This window comes from Thermus thalpophilus (assembly GCF_022760915.1).
In the GTDB taxonomy this organism is placed as follows: domain Bacteria; phylum Deinococcota; class Deinococci; order Deinococcales; family Thermaceae; genus Thermus; species Thermus thalpophilus.
Genome location: NZ_JAKTNS010000028.1, coordinates 18,351 through 33,764 on the forward strand (window position 1 = coordinate 18,351; position 15,414 = coordinate 33,764).

The following is a 15,414-nucleotide window of genomic DNA, read 5'->3' on the forward strand; positions in this document are numbered from 1 at the left end:
GTGCTTCGGGCCCTCCTCGCCCTTCTTTTCCTCCTCCCGGCGCAAGCAGGGCGGGTGGCGGTCCTCGGCGACTGGGGGGCCGACACCCCGGGAAGGGCCCAGGTGGCGGCCCTTTTGCGGAACGTGCACGGAACACAGCCCCTCCTGGCCCTCCTCACCGTGGGGGACAACTTCTACCCCAGGGGCCGCGTGGTGGAGCGGTTCCTCCAGGACCTCCCCACCCTCCCCCTCTACCCCGCCTTTGGCAACCACGACGCCCCCGCCTTATCTGAGCAGCTCCGCCGCTTCGGGCTCGCCAAACCCTACTACCGCCTGCGCCTTGGGGCCGTGGAGTTCTTCTTCCTTTACACCGAGGCCTCGCTTCGGGAGCAAAGGGCTTGGCTCCAAGAGGCCCTGGCCACCTCCTCCGCCCCTTGGCGGGTGGTGGTCCTGCACCGCCCCCTTTACTCCTCTGGCCTCCACGGGGGAAGCCCTGTGCTGCGGAGTCTGCTGGAACCCCTTCTAAGCCAGGCGGCGGTTCCCTTGGTCCTGACCGGGCACGATCACCACTACGAAAGGCTCCGCGTGGGCTCCACCACCCACCTGGTCCTGGGGGGCGGGGGTGCCCCCCTCTACCCCATCCGGGCGCCCCTTCCCTTTACCCAGTCCTTGGCCGTGGCCCACCACGCCCTGTTCTTGGAAGCCACGGACACCACCCTCGAGGGCCACGTCCTGGACCCGGAGGGACGGGTCCTGGACCGCTTTCTCCTCAGGCGGGGCTCCCCATGACGTGCACGTGCACGTGGAAGACCTCCTGGCCGCCCTTCTCCCCCACGTGCACCTGAACCTTGTAGCCAGGAAGCCCAAGAAGCCGCGCCACCCGGTTGGCGGTGCGGAAAAGGGCCCCAAGCCTCCTTTCCCCCTCTTCGTCATCGGGGTAGTCGGAAAGCTTCTCCACGTGCTCCTTGGGCACCACCAGAACGTGCACCGGGGCCCTGGGCCGGATGTCGTGAAAGGCCACAAACGCCTCGTCCTCGTAAACCCTGCGCGCGGGAAGCTCTCCCCGAATGATGCGGCAAAACACGCAGTCCATGGGAAAAGTCTACCTTAGGGGGAACTCCACAAGCCCCTCCTTCACCCCCACCACCCGGCCCAGGAGGGTGTACCCCTCCACCCCTTCCACCCGGGCCCAAACGGTCTCCCCCGGCCGGGCCGAGCCCGAGAGACGGGCCTCGTAGTAGTCCGGGGTGTGGCCCAGGACCTGCCCACCTTGCAGGCGCTCCACCAAAACCTCCACCTCCTCCCCCAGCTTCGGCCGGATGCGCGCCTCCGCCAGGCGCTCTGCCAAGGCGATGAGCTCCTTGGTGCGGCGCTTGCGCACCTCCGGGGGCACCTGGGGCATGGAGGCGGCTCGGGTCTTGGGACGGGGGGTGTAGGTGAAGGCGTGGACCCGGGTGGGCCTGAGCTCTTCCAGGAAGGCCAGGGTTTCCCGGTGTTCCTCCTCGGTTTCCGTGGGCAGGCCGGCGATCACGTCGGTGGTGAGGGCGAAGCCCGGGATGAGCTCGTAGGCCCTTTGCACCAAACCTCGGTAGTAGGCCTTGTCGTAACGGCGGCCCATGAGCTTAAGGAGTCGGTCCGAACCCGTCTGCAAGGAGAGGTGCAGGTGGGGCCGGACCGCAGGGGCGTAGCGGGCGATGACCCGGAGGAGGTCCTCCCCCGTGTCCTCGGGCTCTATGGAGGAAAGCCGCACCTTAGCCCCCAGGTGGTAGAGGTCCTCCACGAGCCCGGCGATGCCCCTGGGGTGCCCCCGGTAGCTCCCAAGCCGCACCCCGGTGAGGACGATTTCCTTGATGCCCATCCTCAGCAGGGCCTCCGCCTCGGCCAAGGCGTCCTTGTGGTCCCGGTGGCGCTCCTTGCCGCGAAGCCTGGGGATGATGCAGTAGGCGCACCCCACCTGGCAGCCGTCTTGAACCTTCAAAAAGGCCCGCACCCGGCTATTCAGAAGCCCCCTTTCCCCCGCCCCCCAGAACTCGTTGGGGGGGGTGGTGATGGGGTCCGAGGGCAGGCCAAAGTGCTCTAGGATCACCTTGGGAAGCTCCGCCTTGCGGCTATTGGGCACCACGGCATCGGCCCCCAGCTCCCGGATTTGCTCGGGGGCGAGCTCGGCGTAGCACCCCGTGACCACGATGAAGGCCTCGGGATTGGCCCGCCGGGCCCGGCGGATCTCCTTTCTGGCGTCCGCCTCGGCGGTGGTGGTGACGGCGCAGGTGTTGATGACCACGAGGTCGGCCCCTTCCTCCAAGGGCACCACCTGGGGCTCCAAGGCCTTCAGGAAGCCCAAGAGGGCTTCTGTCTCCACCTGGTTGACCTTGCACCCTAAGGTGCGGAAAGCGGCGCGCATCCTTCCCATTCTGCCCGGGGGAAGACCCGGGGTCAACGCGCCAGGGCACGCGGCTTTACTTACAATCGCTCCATAGAGCGGAGCGAGCGGAGCCGGGGAAACCCTGCTATAATGAAACTCGGCGTCTAAACGCCTCAGGAGCGCTATGTCCCAGGTTGTGCCTGTAGAAATCACCGAGGAGCTTAAGCAGAGCTTCATCAACTACGCCATGTCCGTCATCGTGGACCGGGCCCTGCCCGACGTGCGGGACGGGCTCAAGCCGGTCCAGCGGCGGATCCTCTTTGGCGCCTACCAGGAGGGGGTCTTGCCCACCCGCAAGCACGTGAAAAGCGCCAAGATCGTGGGCGAGGTCATGGGCAAGTACCACCCCCACGGGGACGCCGCCATCTACGACGCCCTGGTGCGCTTGGCCCAGCCCTGGAACCTGCGCTACCCCCTGATGGACGGCCAGGGCAACTTCGGCTCCATTGACGGGGACCCCCCGGCCGCCCAGCGCTACACCGAGGCCCGGCTCTCCCACCTGGGGGCGGAGATGCTGGCCGAGATTGACAAGGAAACGGTGGACTTCCGCCCCAACTACGACGGCTCCCTTAAGGAGCCCGAGGTCTTGCCCGCCGCCATCCCCAACCTCCTGGTGAACGGGGCGAGCGGCATCGCCGTGGGCATGGCCACAAGCCTCCCGCCCCACAACCTTTCCGAGGTGGTGGACGCCCTGGTGGCCATGATTGACAACCCAGGGATCACCCTCGAGGAGGTCATGCGCCACCTCCCGGGCCCCGACTTCCCCACGGGGGGGAAGCTTTCCCGCAAAGGGATCAAGGAGGCTTACGCCACCGGCCGGGGAAGCCTGAAGGTGCGGGCTAAAGTGCGGATTGAGGAGAAGGGCCAGCGCCCCATGCTGGTGGTCACGGAGATCCCCTACCAGGTGAACAAGGCGAGCCTCATCGCCCAGATCGCCGCCCTGGTCAAGGCCAAGAAACTGGAGGACATCGTGGCCCTCCGGGACGAGTCCGACCGGCAGGGGCTCAGGATCGCCATTGAGCTCAAGCGGGGCGCAAACCCCCAGGTGGTCCTCAACCAGCTCTACAAGCACACCGCCTTGCAGACCTCCTTCACGGTGAACCTGCTGGCCATCGTCCAGGGGGAGCCCAAGGTCCTTTCCCTCCTCGGCCTCATGCGCCACTACCTGGACCACCGCAAGGAGGTGGTGCGGCGTAGAAGCCTCTTTGACCTGAGGAAGGCCGAGGAAAGGGCCCACGTCCTGGAGGGGCTTCTCATCGCCTTGGACCACATTGACGAGGTCATCGCCCTCATCCGGGGCTCGGAGGACGCGCAAAAGGCCCGCGCCGCCCTCATGGAGCGCTTTGGCCTCACCGAGGTCCAGGCCCAGGCCATCTTGGACATGCGCCTGCAGCGCCTGGTGGCCTTGGAGCGGGAAAAGCTCCAGGAGGAGTACCGGGAGCTCATGGAGGAGATCGCCCGGCTTAAGGCCATCCTCCAGGACGAAACCCGGCTTTGGAGCAAGGTGAAGCAGGATCTCTTCCGGGTCAAGGAAAAGTACGGGGATGCCCGCCGCACCCTCATCACCGAGTTTGAGGAGAACTTCAACCCTGAGGACCTCATTGAGGACGAGCCCATGGTCATCACCCTCACCGCCCAGGGCTTCCTCAAGCGCCTCCCCTTGGAGGCCTACCGGGCCCAGGGCCGGGGGGGCAAGGGCCTGGTGGCGGGGAAGACCAAGGAGGAGGACGAGGCCACCCAGGTCTTCGTGGCCGGGGCCCACGACGACCTCCTCCTCTTCACCAACCGGGGCCGGGTCTACCGCCTCAAGGTCTACGAGCTTCCGGAGCTCGGCCGCCAGGCCCGGGGGGTGCACGTGAAAAGCCTCCTCCCCCTCTCCGAGGAGGAGGAGGTGGCCGCGCTCCTTTCCGTGCGGGGCCTCGAGGGGGAAGGCTACCTGGTCTTTGCCACGGAACGGGGCCTGGTGAAGCGCACCGCCTTAAGGGAGTACCAGAACCTGGGGGCGGCGGGCCTCATCGCCATCCGGCTCCAAGAGGGGGACCGCCTCATCGGCGTGGCCCTTTCCGACCCCGAGGACGAGGCCATCCTGGCCACGGAGGCGGGGCAAGCCATCCGCTTCCCCCTGGGGGAGGTGCGGGCCACGGGGCGGGACAGCCAAGGGGTCACGGGCATCCGCTTTAAGAAGCCCGGGGACCGGGTGGTCTCCCTCCTTGCGGTGAAGCCCGGGGAGATGGTGGACCTCCTGGCGGTGAGCACCCGGGGCTACGGCAAGCGCACCCCCCTTTCCGAGTACCCCCTGCAGGGCCGGGGCGGGGTGGGGGTGATCACCTACGGGGTGAGCGTGCGCACCGGGCGGCTTTCCGCCCTCCTAAAGGTGCGGGGTACGGAGGACCTCCTGGTCCTCTCCAAGAAGGGTCTGGCCATCCGCACCCCGGTGAAGGAGATTCCCCAGTACTCCCGGCCCACCGCCGGGGTCAAGGTGATGAACCTGCCCGAGGACGACGAGGTGGCGAGCGCCTTCGCCGTGGAGGAGGAAAAGTAGATGGAAGAGGTGGTCCTCATCACCGTGCCCACGGAGGAGGTGGCGAAGACCCTGGCCCGGGCCCTGGTGGAGGAGCGCCTGGCCGCTTGCGTGAACATCGTCCCCGGCCTCACCTCCATCTACCGCTGGCAGGGGGAGGTGGTGGAGGACCGGGAGCTCCTCCTCGTGGTGAAGACCACCACCTTCGCCTTCCCTCGGCTGAAGGAGCGGGTGCGCGCCCTCCACCCCTACACGGTGCCCGAGATCATCGCCCTGCCCATCGCCGAGGGGCACGGGCCCTATCTGGAGTGGCTTAGGGAGAACACGGGATGACCCCGGACATGCGGGACTTCCTCCGGGCCCTCCACGCCCAAGGGGCCCGGTTTTTGGTCATCGGGGGCTACGCCCTGGCCTTCTTGGGCCGGCCCCGCTTCACCAAGGACCTGGACCTCTGGGTGGATGGCAAGGAGGCGGGGAAGGTTTTGTCCGCCATCCGGGACTTCTTCGGGGGAGATGACCTCGGCCTCACCCTGGAGGACCTGGCCACCCCGGGGGTCATCCAGCTGGGCTACGCCCCCAACCGGATAGACCTGGTGATCCTGGACGCTCCTTCCTTTGACGAGGCCTTTGCCCGGCGCCTTACCTTTGAAGTGGAGGGTGTGCCGGTTTTCGTGGTCCATCCCGAGGACTTCAAGCACCTCAAGCGGGCCTTTGGCCGTCCCGTGGACCTGAGGGATATAGAGGAGCTAGAGCCATGAGGAAGATCCGCCCATTAGCCCGCCGCTTTCCCCTAAGCGCCCCTCCGGACGACCGGGAGGAGTGGCGGGACGTGCCCCTGGAGGCAAGGCTCCGGGCGGTGTGGGAGATGGCCCTCTTCTGGGCGGAGCTGGCGCGGGAGGAGGCGAGGCGCCAGGGAAAGCCAGCGGAGGTCTCCACGGAGCGCCTCCTGCCCATCGCCCGGAGGCGCCCCCTGCCGCCCCGGTAACCCGGGCGATTTTTGCAACCCAAAGGTTTACAAAATCCCCGGGGGCGTGCTAGCCTGGGGCTGAGGAGGCAACCATGACCCAGGCCCGCGAAACCCTAAGCTTCAAGCCCGGCGAGGTCATCCTCTACCCCGGGGTGCCGGGGCCCAGGGACCGGGTCTACCGGGTCCTCGAGGGCCTGGTGCGCTTGGAAGCGGTGGACGAGGAGGGGAACGCCCTCACCCTGCGCCTGGTGCGCCCGGGCGGCTACTTTGGTGAAGAAGCCCTTTCCGGCACCGAGCGCACTTACTTCGCCGAGGCGGTGACGGAGGTGGCGGTGGAAGCCCTGCCCAAAGAGCCCAGGCCCGAGGAGCTCCTGGACCTGGTGGCCCACCTGGCCCAGGCCCTTGCCGAGTCCTACCGTCGCATAGAGCGCTTGGCCACGCAAAGGCTCAAAAACCGCATGGCCGCCGCTCTTTTGGAGCTGGCGGAAACCCCCTTGGCCCGGGAGGAGGAGGAGGGCCTGGTCCTACGGGCCACCCACGACGAGCTGGCCGCCGCGGTGGGAAGCGTCCGGGAAACCGTGACCAAGGTGATCGGGGAGCTCGCCCGGGAGGGGTACATCCGCTCGGGCTACGGCAAGATCGTCCTCCGGGACGTGAAGGGCCTTAAGGAGCTCGCCCAAAGCCGGGGCGATGGCCGCTGAAAACCGGGAGGCCCGGGCGTAAACCAAAGGCCATGCGCCTCCGCCGGTGTTTTCTCACGGGGCTCATCACCCTTCTTCCCCTCCTCGTCACCCTCTACTTTTTGGGCTAGGTTTACACCTACTCCGGGGGGTACATCCAGGGATTTTTGCGGCTCCCAAATCTGGAGGTGCCCGGGGCCTACCAGCCCCTTCTTCCCTTTTTGGGGCTTTTCTCGCCGCTTTATCCACCTGGTGGGCACCCCGGCGGAAAACCACCTGGGCCGAAGGCTCCTTCACCGGAGCGCTCCCTCCTCGGGCAGAAGGAGGTGAAGTTCAGCCGGGCGGCGGTGATTGAGTACCCTCTCCTCCTGCCGGAGAAACCTTCAGGCCCCTTAACCTCCCTCCCACAAAGGGCGGAGCCCTCCGCCTAAAATGGGGAAAGATGCGCCTTTGGGCTTTTCTCCTCCTTCTCGGCGCGGCTTTGGCCGCCTTGCCCCCCCTCTTGGGCCCCGCTTTGCCCCCGGGGACGGAGCTTAGGCTCCTTTCCCAGGACCTGCGCACCCTCCACGGGGCCTGGCGGGTGGAGGGCAAGCGCCTTCTTCCCCTTTCTCCCCCCGTGCCTCCCAGGTTTGGGCAGGAGGTGCAGCTCCTTCTGGCCCTTCCCGGGGAAAGGCCCAAGGCCTTTCCCGGCGTGGCGGAACGGGGGGATGTCCTTCTCCTTTGGGAAAGGGAGCGGGTGAGCCTCCTCAAGCTTCTCAGGGAGGTTTACGGCCTCACCCCCCCGGAAAGGCTTTGGCCATGAAGCGCATCCTCCTCATTGAGGACGATCCCGAGGTGGCCCGGCTGGTGGAGCTGGAGCTGAAGGAAGCGGGCTTCCAGGTGGAGTGGGCCAAAAACGGCATGGAGGGCCTCATGCGCCACCGGGAGAAGAAGCCCGATTTGGTGGTCTTAGACCTGGGCCTCCCCGATCTGGACGGGGCGGAGGTGGCCCGGCGCATCCGGGCCACGGACGACACCCCCATCCTGGTCCTCACCGCCCAAGACGCCGTGGAGCGCAAGGTGGGCCTGCTTTCCGAGGGAGCGGACGATTACCTGGTAAAGCCCTTCCATCCCGCCGAGCTTTTGGCCCGCATCCAGGTGCAGCTGCGGCACAAGGGGGGAAGCGAGGTCCTGGCGGTGGGGAAGCTGGAGCTTTACCCCAAGCGGCGCCAGGTCTTCTTCGGGGAAACCGAGGTGCGGCTTTCCCCCAAGGAGTTTGACCTCCTCCACCTCCTCATGGGCCGCCCGGGGAGGGTCTTCCCCCGGGAGGAGATAGAGGAGAAGATCTGGGGCCGCCCCTTGGGGCGGGAGTCCAACGTGCTGGACGTGCACGTGGCCAACCTGCGCGCCAAGCTGAGGGAGGTGGGGGCCTACGGCTACCTGCGCACGGTGCGGGGCCTGGGCTACGCCGTGCGCCCGGGCAAAGGGGAAGAGGACGCCTAGGGCTCCCCATGCCGCCCCTATCGTTTCGCCTACGCCTTTTCCTCTCCTTTAGCCTCCTTTGGCTCCTCTTCCTGGTGGGGGCCCTTTATCTGGCGGGCCGGGGGGTGGAGCGGGCCCTGAGGGGCCACCTCGATGCCACCCTCCTCGAGGACGCCAGGAGGGCGGCGGAGGCCTACCGCAAAGGCCAGGCGGGAAGCCTCATCGCCACGGGGGGCGTGTACCTCCACCTGTACGCGGAAGACGGGGAGCCCCTCCTCCTCACCCGGCCCGAGCACCGCCTGCCCCGAGAGGCGCTTAAGGGGGCGGGGGAAACCCCGCGGGTGGCCTTCCAAAAGGGCTTCGCCGCCGCCTGGGTGCGCACGCCCCTCGGGGTCGTCGCCCTCACCCAGGACACCGCCCCCATTGACCTGGCCCTGGCCGCCTTGCGGCGGTCTTTGGTGGAGGCCTTTTTCCTCCTCTTCCCCTTGGGGCTGGGCCTGGTCTACCTCACCGCCCGCCTGGCCACCCGCCCCCTGGAAGCCGCCGCCCGGGAAATCGCCCAACGAAGTCCCGAGCGCCTGGACCCCGTGCCCCTTACCCTTCCCCAGGACGAGTTCGGGCGCATGGTGGAGGCGGTGAACGCCCTCCTAAAGGCCCTCAAGGAGGCCAAGGAAGAGGAGCGGGCCTTTCTGGCCGAGGCGAGCCACGAGCTCCGCACCCCCCTCACGGTGCTCCTGGGTCACCTGGACCGCCTGGCGCGAAACCCCTTGGACGGGGAAGCCCTCGCCACCGCCCGGGCCACGGCGGAAAGGATGCGCCGCCTGGTGGAGGACCTCCTGGCCTTGGCCCGGGGGGAGATGGGCTTTAGCCTCAATCCCCACATCGTGGACCTGAAGGCCTTGGCCCAAGAGGCGGCGAGGGAGTACGGGGTGGCCTTCGGGGGGGAGGAGGCCGAGGTCCTGGGGGACCCTGACCGGCTCTTGCAGATGCTCCGCAACCTCCTTTCCAACGGGGTGCGGGCCGCGGGGAAAGAGGGGGTAAGGGTGCGCCTTCGTCGGGAAGGGGACCAGGCGCTTTTGGAGGTGGAAGACAGCGGCCCCGGCATCCCCGAGGACCTCCTGCCCCACCTCTTCCGGCGCTTCGCCCGGGGGCCCGGGGGGGGCACGGGGCTGGGGCTTGCCATCGCCCAGGCCATCGCCCAGGCCCACGGGGGGGAGATCGCCGTGGAAAGCCGCCCCGGACGCACGGTCTTCCGGGTGCGTCTCCCCCTTCTGGAGGCGGAGGGGTAGCCTTTGGGGTAGAGTAAGGGCAATGGGCGTTCTGGATGAGCTTTATCGGGAAACCATCCTAAAGCACTACCAAAACCCCAAGAACTTCGGGGCCTTGCACCAGGCCACCAAGCGGGCCGGGGGGATGAACCCCTCCTGCGGGGACCAGGTGGAGGTGATGGTCCTCCTGGAGGGGGACACCATCGCCGACATCCGCTTCCAAGGCCAGGGGTGCGCCATTAGCACCGCCAGCGCCTCCATGATGACCGAGGCGGTGAAGGGGAAAAAGGTGGCGGAGGCTTTGGAGCTCTCCCGCAAGTTCCAGGCCATGGTGGTGGAGGGCACTCCTCCCGACCCCGCCCTGGGGGACCTTCTGGCCCTCCAAGGGGTGGCCAAGCTCCCCGCCCGGGTCAAGTGCGCCACCCTGGCCTGGCACGCCCTCGAGGAGGCCTTGCGGTGAGGCGCTACCCCGCCCACAAGGTGACCCCCCTTCTTCTCCGGCACCCCGACCTCATGGAGGCCTGGAAGGAGGCGGCCCGGGAGGGGCGGCTCAGGGCGGAAACCCGGGGCAAGGAGAACTTCGTGGTGGTGGAAGACCCCGCCCTTCAGGCCCGCCTCAAGGCCTTGGGGCTAGAGGGGGAGCCGGTGGAGGCTTCGGGGTAAGCTAGGGGCCATGAGGGGCCTGGTCTTCCTCCACGCCTTTCCCTACAACCCTGGGATGTGGGAAGGGGAGCTTCGCCACTTCCGGGGCCGGCTCCCCGTCCTCGCCCCCCACTACCTGGGCCTGAGCCTGCCCCAGGCGGCGGAAAAGGTCCTCAAGGAAATGGACGAGGCGGGGATGGAGGAGGCGGTTTTCGTGGGGCTTTCCATGGGGGGCTACCTCATCTTTGAGCTTTGGCGAAGGGCCCCCGAGCGTTTCTTGGGCTTCGTCCTGGCGGACACCCGCGCGGGGCCCGACACAGAGGAAGCCAAGCGAAACCGCCACGCCCTGAGGGAGCGGGTGCTCCGGGAAGGGGTGGGCTTTTTGCCCGAGGTCCTTTTGCCGAGCCACTTGGGCCGCGCCACCCAGGCGGAGCGGCCCGAGGTGGTGGCCAGGGCCAAGGAGCTCATCCTCCAGGCCAGCCCCGAGGCGGTGGCGGAAAGCCTAAAGGCCTTGGCCGAGCGCCCCGACTCCACCCCCCTTCTCCCCGGGATGCGCCGCCCCGCCCTGGTCCTGGTGGGAGAGGAGGACACCCTAACCCCCCCGGAGGAGGCCAAACGCCTGGCGCGGGCGCTTCCCGAGGCCCGGGCCCTCATCCTGCCCGAGGCGGGGCACCTGGCCAACCTGGAAAACCCCAAGGCCTTCCGCACCGCTCTTTTGGGCTTCCTGGCGGAAACCTTTTAGCCCTCCGCCTTCGGCTCCCGTCCCATGAGTTCCTGGAGGGCCTTTAAGGGGTCTAGCCCCTCGTAGGCCACCCGGTAGACCGCCTCGGCGATGGGAAGCTCCACCTCCGCTTCCCGCCGCCAGGCCATGAGGGCCTTCACCGCGTACAGCCCCTCCACCACCCCGCGGTCCTCGAGGCGCTCCAAGGCCTCCCCCCGCACCAGCCTTTCCCCCGCCCCCCGGTTGCGGGAGTGCAGGCTATAGGCGGTGGCGAGGAGGTCGCCCAGGCCGGCAAGGCCGTAAAAGGTGGCCTCCTCCCCCCCCTGGGCGGTGCCGAAGCGCACCATCTCCTTGAGGCCCCGGGTAAGGAGGGCGGCCTTGGCGTTGTCCCCAAGTCTAAGCCCGTCCACCATCCCCGCCGCCAGGGCCAGGACGTTTTTGAGCCCCCCGCCCAGCTCCACCCCCCGGAGGTCGGCGCTGGTGTAGACGCGAAAGGTGGGGCTATGGAAGACCTCCTGCGCCCGCCGGGCCAGGGCCTCGGGGCCCGCCGCCACGCTGGCCGTGGGCAGGAAGCGGGCCACCTCCTCGGCGTGGTTGGGTCCGGAAAGGGCGGCCACGGGCCGGCCCGTGAGGGCGGCCACCACCTGGCTCGGGGTGAGGAGCGCCCCCTCCCGGAAGAAGAGTCCCTTGGTGGCGGAAAGGTACCAGGGGGCCTGGGGGAGGTCCCTAAGGGTGTCCAGGGCTTTGGAAGGAAGCGCCACCACGGCGAACTCCGCCCCTGAAAGCGCCTCCTCCGGGTCGTGGGTGGGGTAAAGGTAGGCGGGAAGGGCCACCCCGGGAAGGTATTCCTTGTTCTCCCGGTGCGCCCGCAGGGCCTCGGCGTGCTCCTTCCTGCGGCAAAGGAGCGCCGTGGGGATGCCCTTGCTGGCCAAAAGGACGCCCAAGGCCGTGCCCCAGGCCCCTGCCCCCAAAATGGCCACCTTCATAGGAGAAACCTCACCTCCCAAGCCTCGTACCAGGCGGCGAGGAGCAGGAAGAAAGCCCCCAGGTAAAAGCTAAGGAAAAGCGCCCGCAACCCCTTCCGGTACCCCTCCCCCCGGGCCGTGTGGGCCAGGAGGGCGAGCCCGCCAAAGGTCACCAGAATATAGGCCTGGAGCTCCAAAAGAAGCGTGGGCAGGTGCAGGAGGAAGGTGGGCCCAAGGACGGCCGGGGAGAGGGCGAAGCCGAAGGCGAAGTAGCGGAGGGCGTTGAGGAGCAGGACGGGAAGCCCGAGGAAAAGGGCGGGGACGAGCCCGGTGAGCAGGAGGCCTTGGCTAAAGTTCCAGTGAAAGATGACCCCGGCGAGGACGAGGACCCCTTTCCCCACCGCCTCCTCGAGGCCGATGGCCTCCAGGGCCCCCCCGAAAAGGGCCTGCACCGCCCGGGCCAGCTCGGGCATCCCGTAGGCCAGGAGGCTTCCCAGGGCGAAAAGGCCGTAGAGGAAAAGGTTGGTGAAGAGGTAAAGCCCCCGTTGCGCCCGGAGGAGGGCCAAGGCTTCCAGGAACCAGGCCCGAAAAGGCGAGGGCTGGAGGAGGAGAAAGCCCCAAAAAAGGCTTAGGAGCAAAAACCCCCACCCCGCCGCCGGGGTGAGAAGGTATGGGGGCAAGGCCAGGCCCTGGGGACGGAAGAAGACCCGGCGCACCTCGCCCCCCTCCAGGACCACCACCACCTCCCCCACCTCCTCCCCCAGGGCGGCGGGGAAAAGCACCCGGTTCCCCTCCACCTTGGGGCTTTCCAGGTTCACGGAAAGCCCCTTGGGGGGCGGGGGGAAGAGGGCGTAGCGCTGCAAAAGCCTTGGCGCCTCCCCAGGGGGGGCGCGGAGGATCTCTTCCAGCTTGGGGGAAAGCTTCCCCTCAAGCCACCGGGCCACCGCCTCCCGGGCCGCCTGGGGGCTTGCCGCGGCGAAGGAGAAGGCAAGGGCGAGGGCCAAGAGCCAGCGCACCTAGACCTCCTCCAGGGGGATGCCCTGTTGGCACAGGGGGCAGGCCTCGGGGGGGTACTGGGGCACCTCGAGGCGGGCCAAGGCGCGGAAGGGGACGCCAAAGGCCGCTCGGCCCCCGCTTCGGTCCACGATGGCCCCCACCCCCACGCACACCGCCCCCCGGGCCTCCGCCGCCCGGATGGCCTTCCGCACGCTTTCCCCCGTGGTCACCACGTCCTCCACCGCCAAAAAGCGCTCCCCTGGGTTCAGGGTGAGCCCCTTGCGGATGGTCATACCCCCTAGGCCGTCCTTCTCGGCGAAAAGGGCCCTGGCCCCCAAGGCCCGCGCCACCACGAAGGAAAGGATCACCCCCCCGATGGCGGGGCCCAGGACGAAGTCCACCGTCTCGTCCTCAAAGAGCCGGCCCAAGGCCTCCCCCACCGCCTCGGCGTAGAGGGGGTGTTGCAGGAGGGCCGCCGACTGTAGGAAAAGGGGAGAGTGCATCCCCGAACGCAGGAGGAAGTGCCCTTCCAAAAGGGCCCCCGTCCTCCGGTAAAGCTCCAGGACGTCCATCCCCCCTACTCTACCAGGGCAAGGAGGGCTTCCGCCGCCTTCCTCGCCTCCTCGAGGTCCGGCCTCCCCCCCGGGTAGAAGAGGGCCCGGCTTGCGGCGAGGAGGAGGCCCCTGCCCTTCAAGGGGCTACCCCCTTGGGCCCCGATGCCGGGAAGGAGGAGGGGAGCGGAAGGCGCCACTTCCCGCACCGCCTTCACCGCCTCGGGGTACGTGGCCCCCACCACCATCCCCACCCGGCTCCAAGGGCCTTCCCGCAAGGCCTCCCCTTCCCGGGCCAAGGCCTCCGCCAGGTGGAGGTAAAGGGGCCTTCCCGCCACGGGAAGGCCCTGGAGAAAGCCCGAGCCCGGGTTGGAGGTTTTGGCCAGGACGAAGACCGCACCCCCGCTTTGCCCGGCCGCCCGGAAGAAGGGGGCGAGGGCGTCCAGGCCCAGGTAGGGGTTTGCCGTGAAGGCGCTTCCGGGAAACCGGCGGAGGTAGGCCTCGGCGTAGGCCTCCGCCGTGGAGCCAATATCCCCCCGCTTCCCGTCAAAGATCACGGGCAGGCCCATGACCCGGGCGGCGCTGGCCAGCTCAACGAGGAGGGCCATCCCCTCAGGGCCCAGGGCCTCAAAGAAGGCGAGCTGGAACTTCACCGCCGCCAGGCGCCCCGCCAGGGCCTCAAAGAGCGCCAAGGCGTAGCGGCGCAGGTGGGTGAGGGGCTCGGGCCCGTGGAGGTCCGGCCTTGGGTCCACCCCTAGGACCAAGGGAGGGCGTTCTAGGGCCAGGAGAAAGTCCACGCCTATCACTATAGGCCTTGACGCCGGGCCGCTTGGCCCGTAGAGTACCAGGCGTACCCACGAGGAGGGTGTATGAAAGGACGCATCGGCATCCTAGCTTTAGGCCTCCTGGCGCTGGCCGCCTGCCAGCAACAAGCGAGCCTCGCTCCCCAAGGCCTCAGCACGGGAACCACCTACATCGCCGTGCTGGAGCCCAAGGCCCAAGGGCGCTTCGCCGAGGCCCTGGCCGCCTTGGAACGGGACCACGGCCTCGCCATCCCGGCGGAGGACCGCCTCAAGGCCCTGAGCACCGTGATCCTCCGCAACCTCCCCGAGGCCCAAGCCCGCCGCCTGGCCCAAGACCCCCGGGTCTACGCCCTCACCCCCGACCGGGAGGTGCGCGCCTCCGCCCAAACCGTGCCCTGGGGCGTGGAAAGGATCGGCGCCCCCACCACCACCGCCAAGGGCGGCAACGTCTCCGTCTACGTGCTGGACACCGGCATTAAGGTGGGCCACGAAGACCTGACCAACCTGCGAGGCGGCTACGCCGTGGTGAAGTGTCGTGGCCGGTGCCAGGCCGCCTACGACGACGACAACGGCCACGGCACCCACGTGGCCGGCACCGTGGCGGCGGTGAACAACACCGTGGGGGTCCTTGGAGTGGCGCCCGCCGCCGAGCTTTGGGCGGTCAAGGTGCTCTCCGGCTCCGGCTCAGGCTCCATCAGCGGCATCGTGCAAGGCCTGAACTGGGTCATCGCCCACAACAACGGGGGCAAGCCCAAGGTGGTGAACATGAGCCTAGGCGGCGGCGGCACTGATGACCAAGACGGCCTCTACTGCCCCACCACCCGCTCCCAGGACGCTTTTCACAACGCCATTCAAAAAGCGGTCTGCGACTACCGCATAACCGTGGTGGTGGCCGCCGGCAACGAAGGGGACAACGCCGCCAACCACACCCCCGCCGCCTACGACGAGGTGATCACCGTGAGCGCCACCAACAGCCAGAACGACTGGCCTTCCTGGTCCAACTACGGCCCCGACGTGGACCTGGCGGCGCCCGGCGTTTCCATCCTCTCCACCTGGAACACCTCCACCACCGCCTACAACACCATTAGCGGCACCTCCATGGCCACACCCCATGTGGCGGGGGCCGCCGCTCTGGTCCTTTCCCGCTACCCCAGCTACACCCCCAGCCAGGTGAAGGCGGCCCTCCTGCAAAACGCCGAGAGCACCGCCTCCTGGAGCAACACCTCCGGGCATCCCCACCCCGAGCCCTTCCTGAACGTCCGGGGCTTCTGAAGCCAAGGCCCCTCCCGCATGGGAGGGGCCTAAACAGGAAACCCCCCTAACGGGGGGTTCCTCGCTCCGGCTATAGCGGGGGATCTTGAAAGCGCGAGAACGGGCGTGGTTGCTCCTTAGAAAGGAGGTGATCCAGCCGCACCTTCCGGTACAGCTACCTTGTTAC

At 68.2% G+C, this 15,414-nt stretch carries 19 protein-coding genes; 13 read left to right on the forward strand and 6 right to left on the reverse strand.

What is annotated here, in order from left to right:
- Complete coding sequence (locus L0D17_RS09830) at nucleotides 1-768, forward strand: metallophosphoesterase (protein ID WP_243094953.1); 768 nt, start codon at nucleotides 1-3, stop codon at nucleotides 766-768.
- Here L0D17_RS09830 and L0D17_RS09835 read toward each other — a convergent pair.
- Both L0D17_RS09835 and L0D17_RS09840 read right to left on the reverse strand, forming a co-directional pair.
- Entirely contained in the window at nucleotides 749-1,072 is a 324-nt protein-coding gene (locus tag L0D17_RS09835; protein ID WP_039455498.1) for a histidine triad nucleotide-binding protein, read from the reverse strand. The two genes, L0D17_RS09830 and L0D17_RS09835, sit on opposite strands and share 20 nt — an antisense overlap.
- 9 nt (nucleotides 1,073-1,081) lie before the next feature.
- Entirely contained in the window at nucleotides 1,082-2,380 is a 1,299-nt protein-coding gene (locus L0D17_RS09840) for a MiaB/RimO family radical SAM methylthiotransferase (protein WP_243094954.1), read from the reverse strand.
- Between the two features lie 145 nt (nucleotides 2,381-2,525).
- Here L0D17_RS09840 and gyrA point away from each other — a divergent pair, with 145 nt between their 5' ends.
- The 11 genes from gyrA (at nucleotide 2,526) to L0D17_RS09895 (ending at nucleotide 10,682) form a co-directional block, all read left to right on the forward strand.
- Nucleotides 2,526-4,943, forward strand: a complete 2,418-nt coding sequence (gene gyrA, locus L0D17_RS09845) for a DNA gyrase subunit A (protein ID WP_243094955.1) — start codon at nucleotides 2,526-2,528, stop codon at nucleotides 4,941-4,943.
- Nucleotides 4,944-5,255 (forward strand): divalent-cation tolerance protein CutA, encoded by a 312-nt coding sequence (cutA, locus tag L0D17_RS09850; RefSeq protein WP_039459054.1) that lies wholly within the window; start codon nucleotides 4,944-4,946, stop codon nucleotides 5,253-5,255.
- Nucleotides 5,252-5,680, forward strand: coding sequence for a nucleotidyltransferase (locus L0D17_RS09855; RefSeq protein WP_243094956.1), 429 nt, complete (start codon nucleotides 5,252-5,254; stop codon nucleotides 5,678-5,680). The genes cutA and L0D17_RS09855 overlap by 4 nt, the downstream gene beginning before the upstream one ends.
- Nucleotides 5,677-5,907 (forward strand): hypothetical protein, encoded by a 231-nt coding sequence (locus L0D17_RS09860; RefSeq protein WP_039459060.1) that lies wholly within the window; start codon nucleotides 5,677-5,679, stop codon nucleotides 5,905-5,907. Before L0D17_RS09855 ends, L0D17_RS09860 begins: the two co-directional genes overlap by 4 nt.
- Before the next feature lie 74 nt (nucleotides 5,908-5,981).
- Nucleotides 5,982-6,590: a helix-turn-helix domain-containing protein gene (locus tag L0D17_RS09865; RefSeq protein ID WP_243094957.1), complete on the forward strand. Its 609-nt coding sequence runs from the start codon at nucleotides 5,982-5,984 to the stop codon at nucleotides 6,588-6,590.
- Between the two features lie 421 nt (nucleotides 6,591-7,011).
- Nucleotides 7,012-7,371: a hypothetical protein gene (locus tag L0D17_RS09870; RefSeq protein ID WP_243094958.1), complete on the forward strand. Its 360-nt coding sequence runs from the start codon at nucleotides 7,012-7,014 to the stop codon at nucleotides 7,369-7,371.
- On the forward strand, nucleotides 7,368-8,051 hold the full coding sequence (locus L0D17_RS09875; protein ID WP_039459068.1) for a response regulator transcription factor: 684 nt from the start codon (nucleotides 7,368-7,370) through the stop codon (nucleotides 8,049-8,051). The genes L0D17_RS09870 and L0D17_RS09875 overlap by 4 nt, the downstream gene beginning before the upstream one ends.
- Before the next feature lie 8 nt (nucleotides 8,052-8,059).
- Nucleotides 8,060-9,319 (forward strand): sensor histidine kinase, encoded by a 1,260-nt coding sequence (locus L0D17_RS09880; RefSeq protein WP_243094959.1) that lies wholly within the window; start codon nucleotides 8,060-8,062, stop codon nucleotides 9,317-9,319.
- Between the two features lie 22 nt (nucleotides 9,320-9,341).
- Nucleotides 9,342-9,758 carry a Fe-S cluster assembly sulfur transfer protein SufU gene (sufU, locus tag L0D17_RS09885; RefSeq protein ID WP_039459070.1) on the forward strand — a complete coding sequence of 139 codons (417 nt, stop codon included), beginning with the start codon at nucleotides 9,342-9,344 and terminating at the stop codon, nucleotides 9,756-9,758.
- Complete coding sequence (locus L0D17_RS09890; RefSeq protein WP_039459072.1) at nucleotides 9,755-9,961, forward strand: hypothetical protein; 207 nt, start codon at nucleotides 9,755-9,757, stop codon at nucleotides 9,959-9,961. Before sufU ends, L0D17_RS09890 begins: the two co-directional genes overlap by 4 nt.
- Nucleotides 9,962-9,971: 10 nt before the next feature.
- Nucleotides 9,972-10,682 carry an alpha/beta fold hydrolase gene (locus tag L0D17_RS09895; protein WP_039459074.1) on the forward strand — a complete coding sequence of 237 codons (711 nt, stop codon included), beginning with the start codon at nucleotides 9,972-9,974 and terminating at the stop codon, nucleotides 10,680-10,682.
- Here L0D17_RS09895 and L0D17_RS09900 read toward each other — a convergent pair.
- Genes L0D17_RS09900 through pyrF form a run of 4 tightly spaced genes read right to left on the reverse strand, consistent with a single transcriptional unit; the run spans nucleotide 10,679 to nucleotide 13,970 of the window.
- Entirely contained in the window at nucleotides 10,679-11,647 is a 969-nt protein-coding gene (locus L0D17_RS09900) for an NAD(P)H-dependent glycerol-3-phosphate dehydrogenase (protein ID WP_039459075.1), read from the reverse strand. The genes L0D17_RS09895 and L0D17_RS09900 overlap by 4 nt on opposite strands.
- Nucleotides 11,644-12,642, reverse strand: coding sequence for a hypothetical protein (locus tag L0D17_RS09905; protein WP_243094960.1), 999 nt, complete (start codon nucleotides 12,640-12,642; stop codon nucleotides 11,644-11,646). Before L0D17_RS09905 ends, L0D17_RS09900 begins: the two co-directional genes overlap by 4 nt.
- A complete protein-coding gene (gene pyrE, locus L0D17_RS09910) occupies nucleotides 12,643-13,194 on the reverse strand; it encodes an orotate phosphoribosyltransferase (protein WP_243094961.1) in 552 nt (183 codons plus the stop codon).
- Nucleotides 13,195-13,199: 5 nt separating this feature from the next.
- Nucleotides 13,200-13,970, reverse strand: a complete 771-nt coding sequence (pyrF, locus tag L0D17_RS09915) for an orotidine-5'-phosphate decarboxylase (protein ID WP_243094962.1) — start codon at nucleotides 13,968-13,970, stop codon at nucleotides 13,200-13,202.
- A 72-nt stretch (nucleotides 13,971-14,042) separates the two neighbouring features.
- Here pyrF and L0D17_RS09920 point away from each other — a divergent pair, with 72 nt between their 5' ends.
- Nucleotides 14,043-15,248 carry a S8 family peptidase gene (locus L0D17_RS09920; protein WP_243094963.1) on the forward strand — a complete coding sequence of 402 codons (1,206 nt, stop codon included), beginning with the start codon at nucleotides 14,043-14,045 and terminating at the stop codon, nucleotides 15,246-15,248.
- Nucleotides 15,249-15,414: the final 166 nt, after the last annotated feature.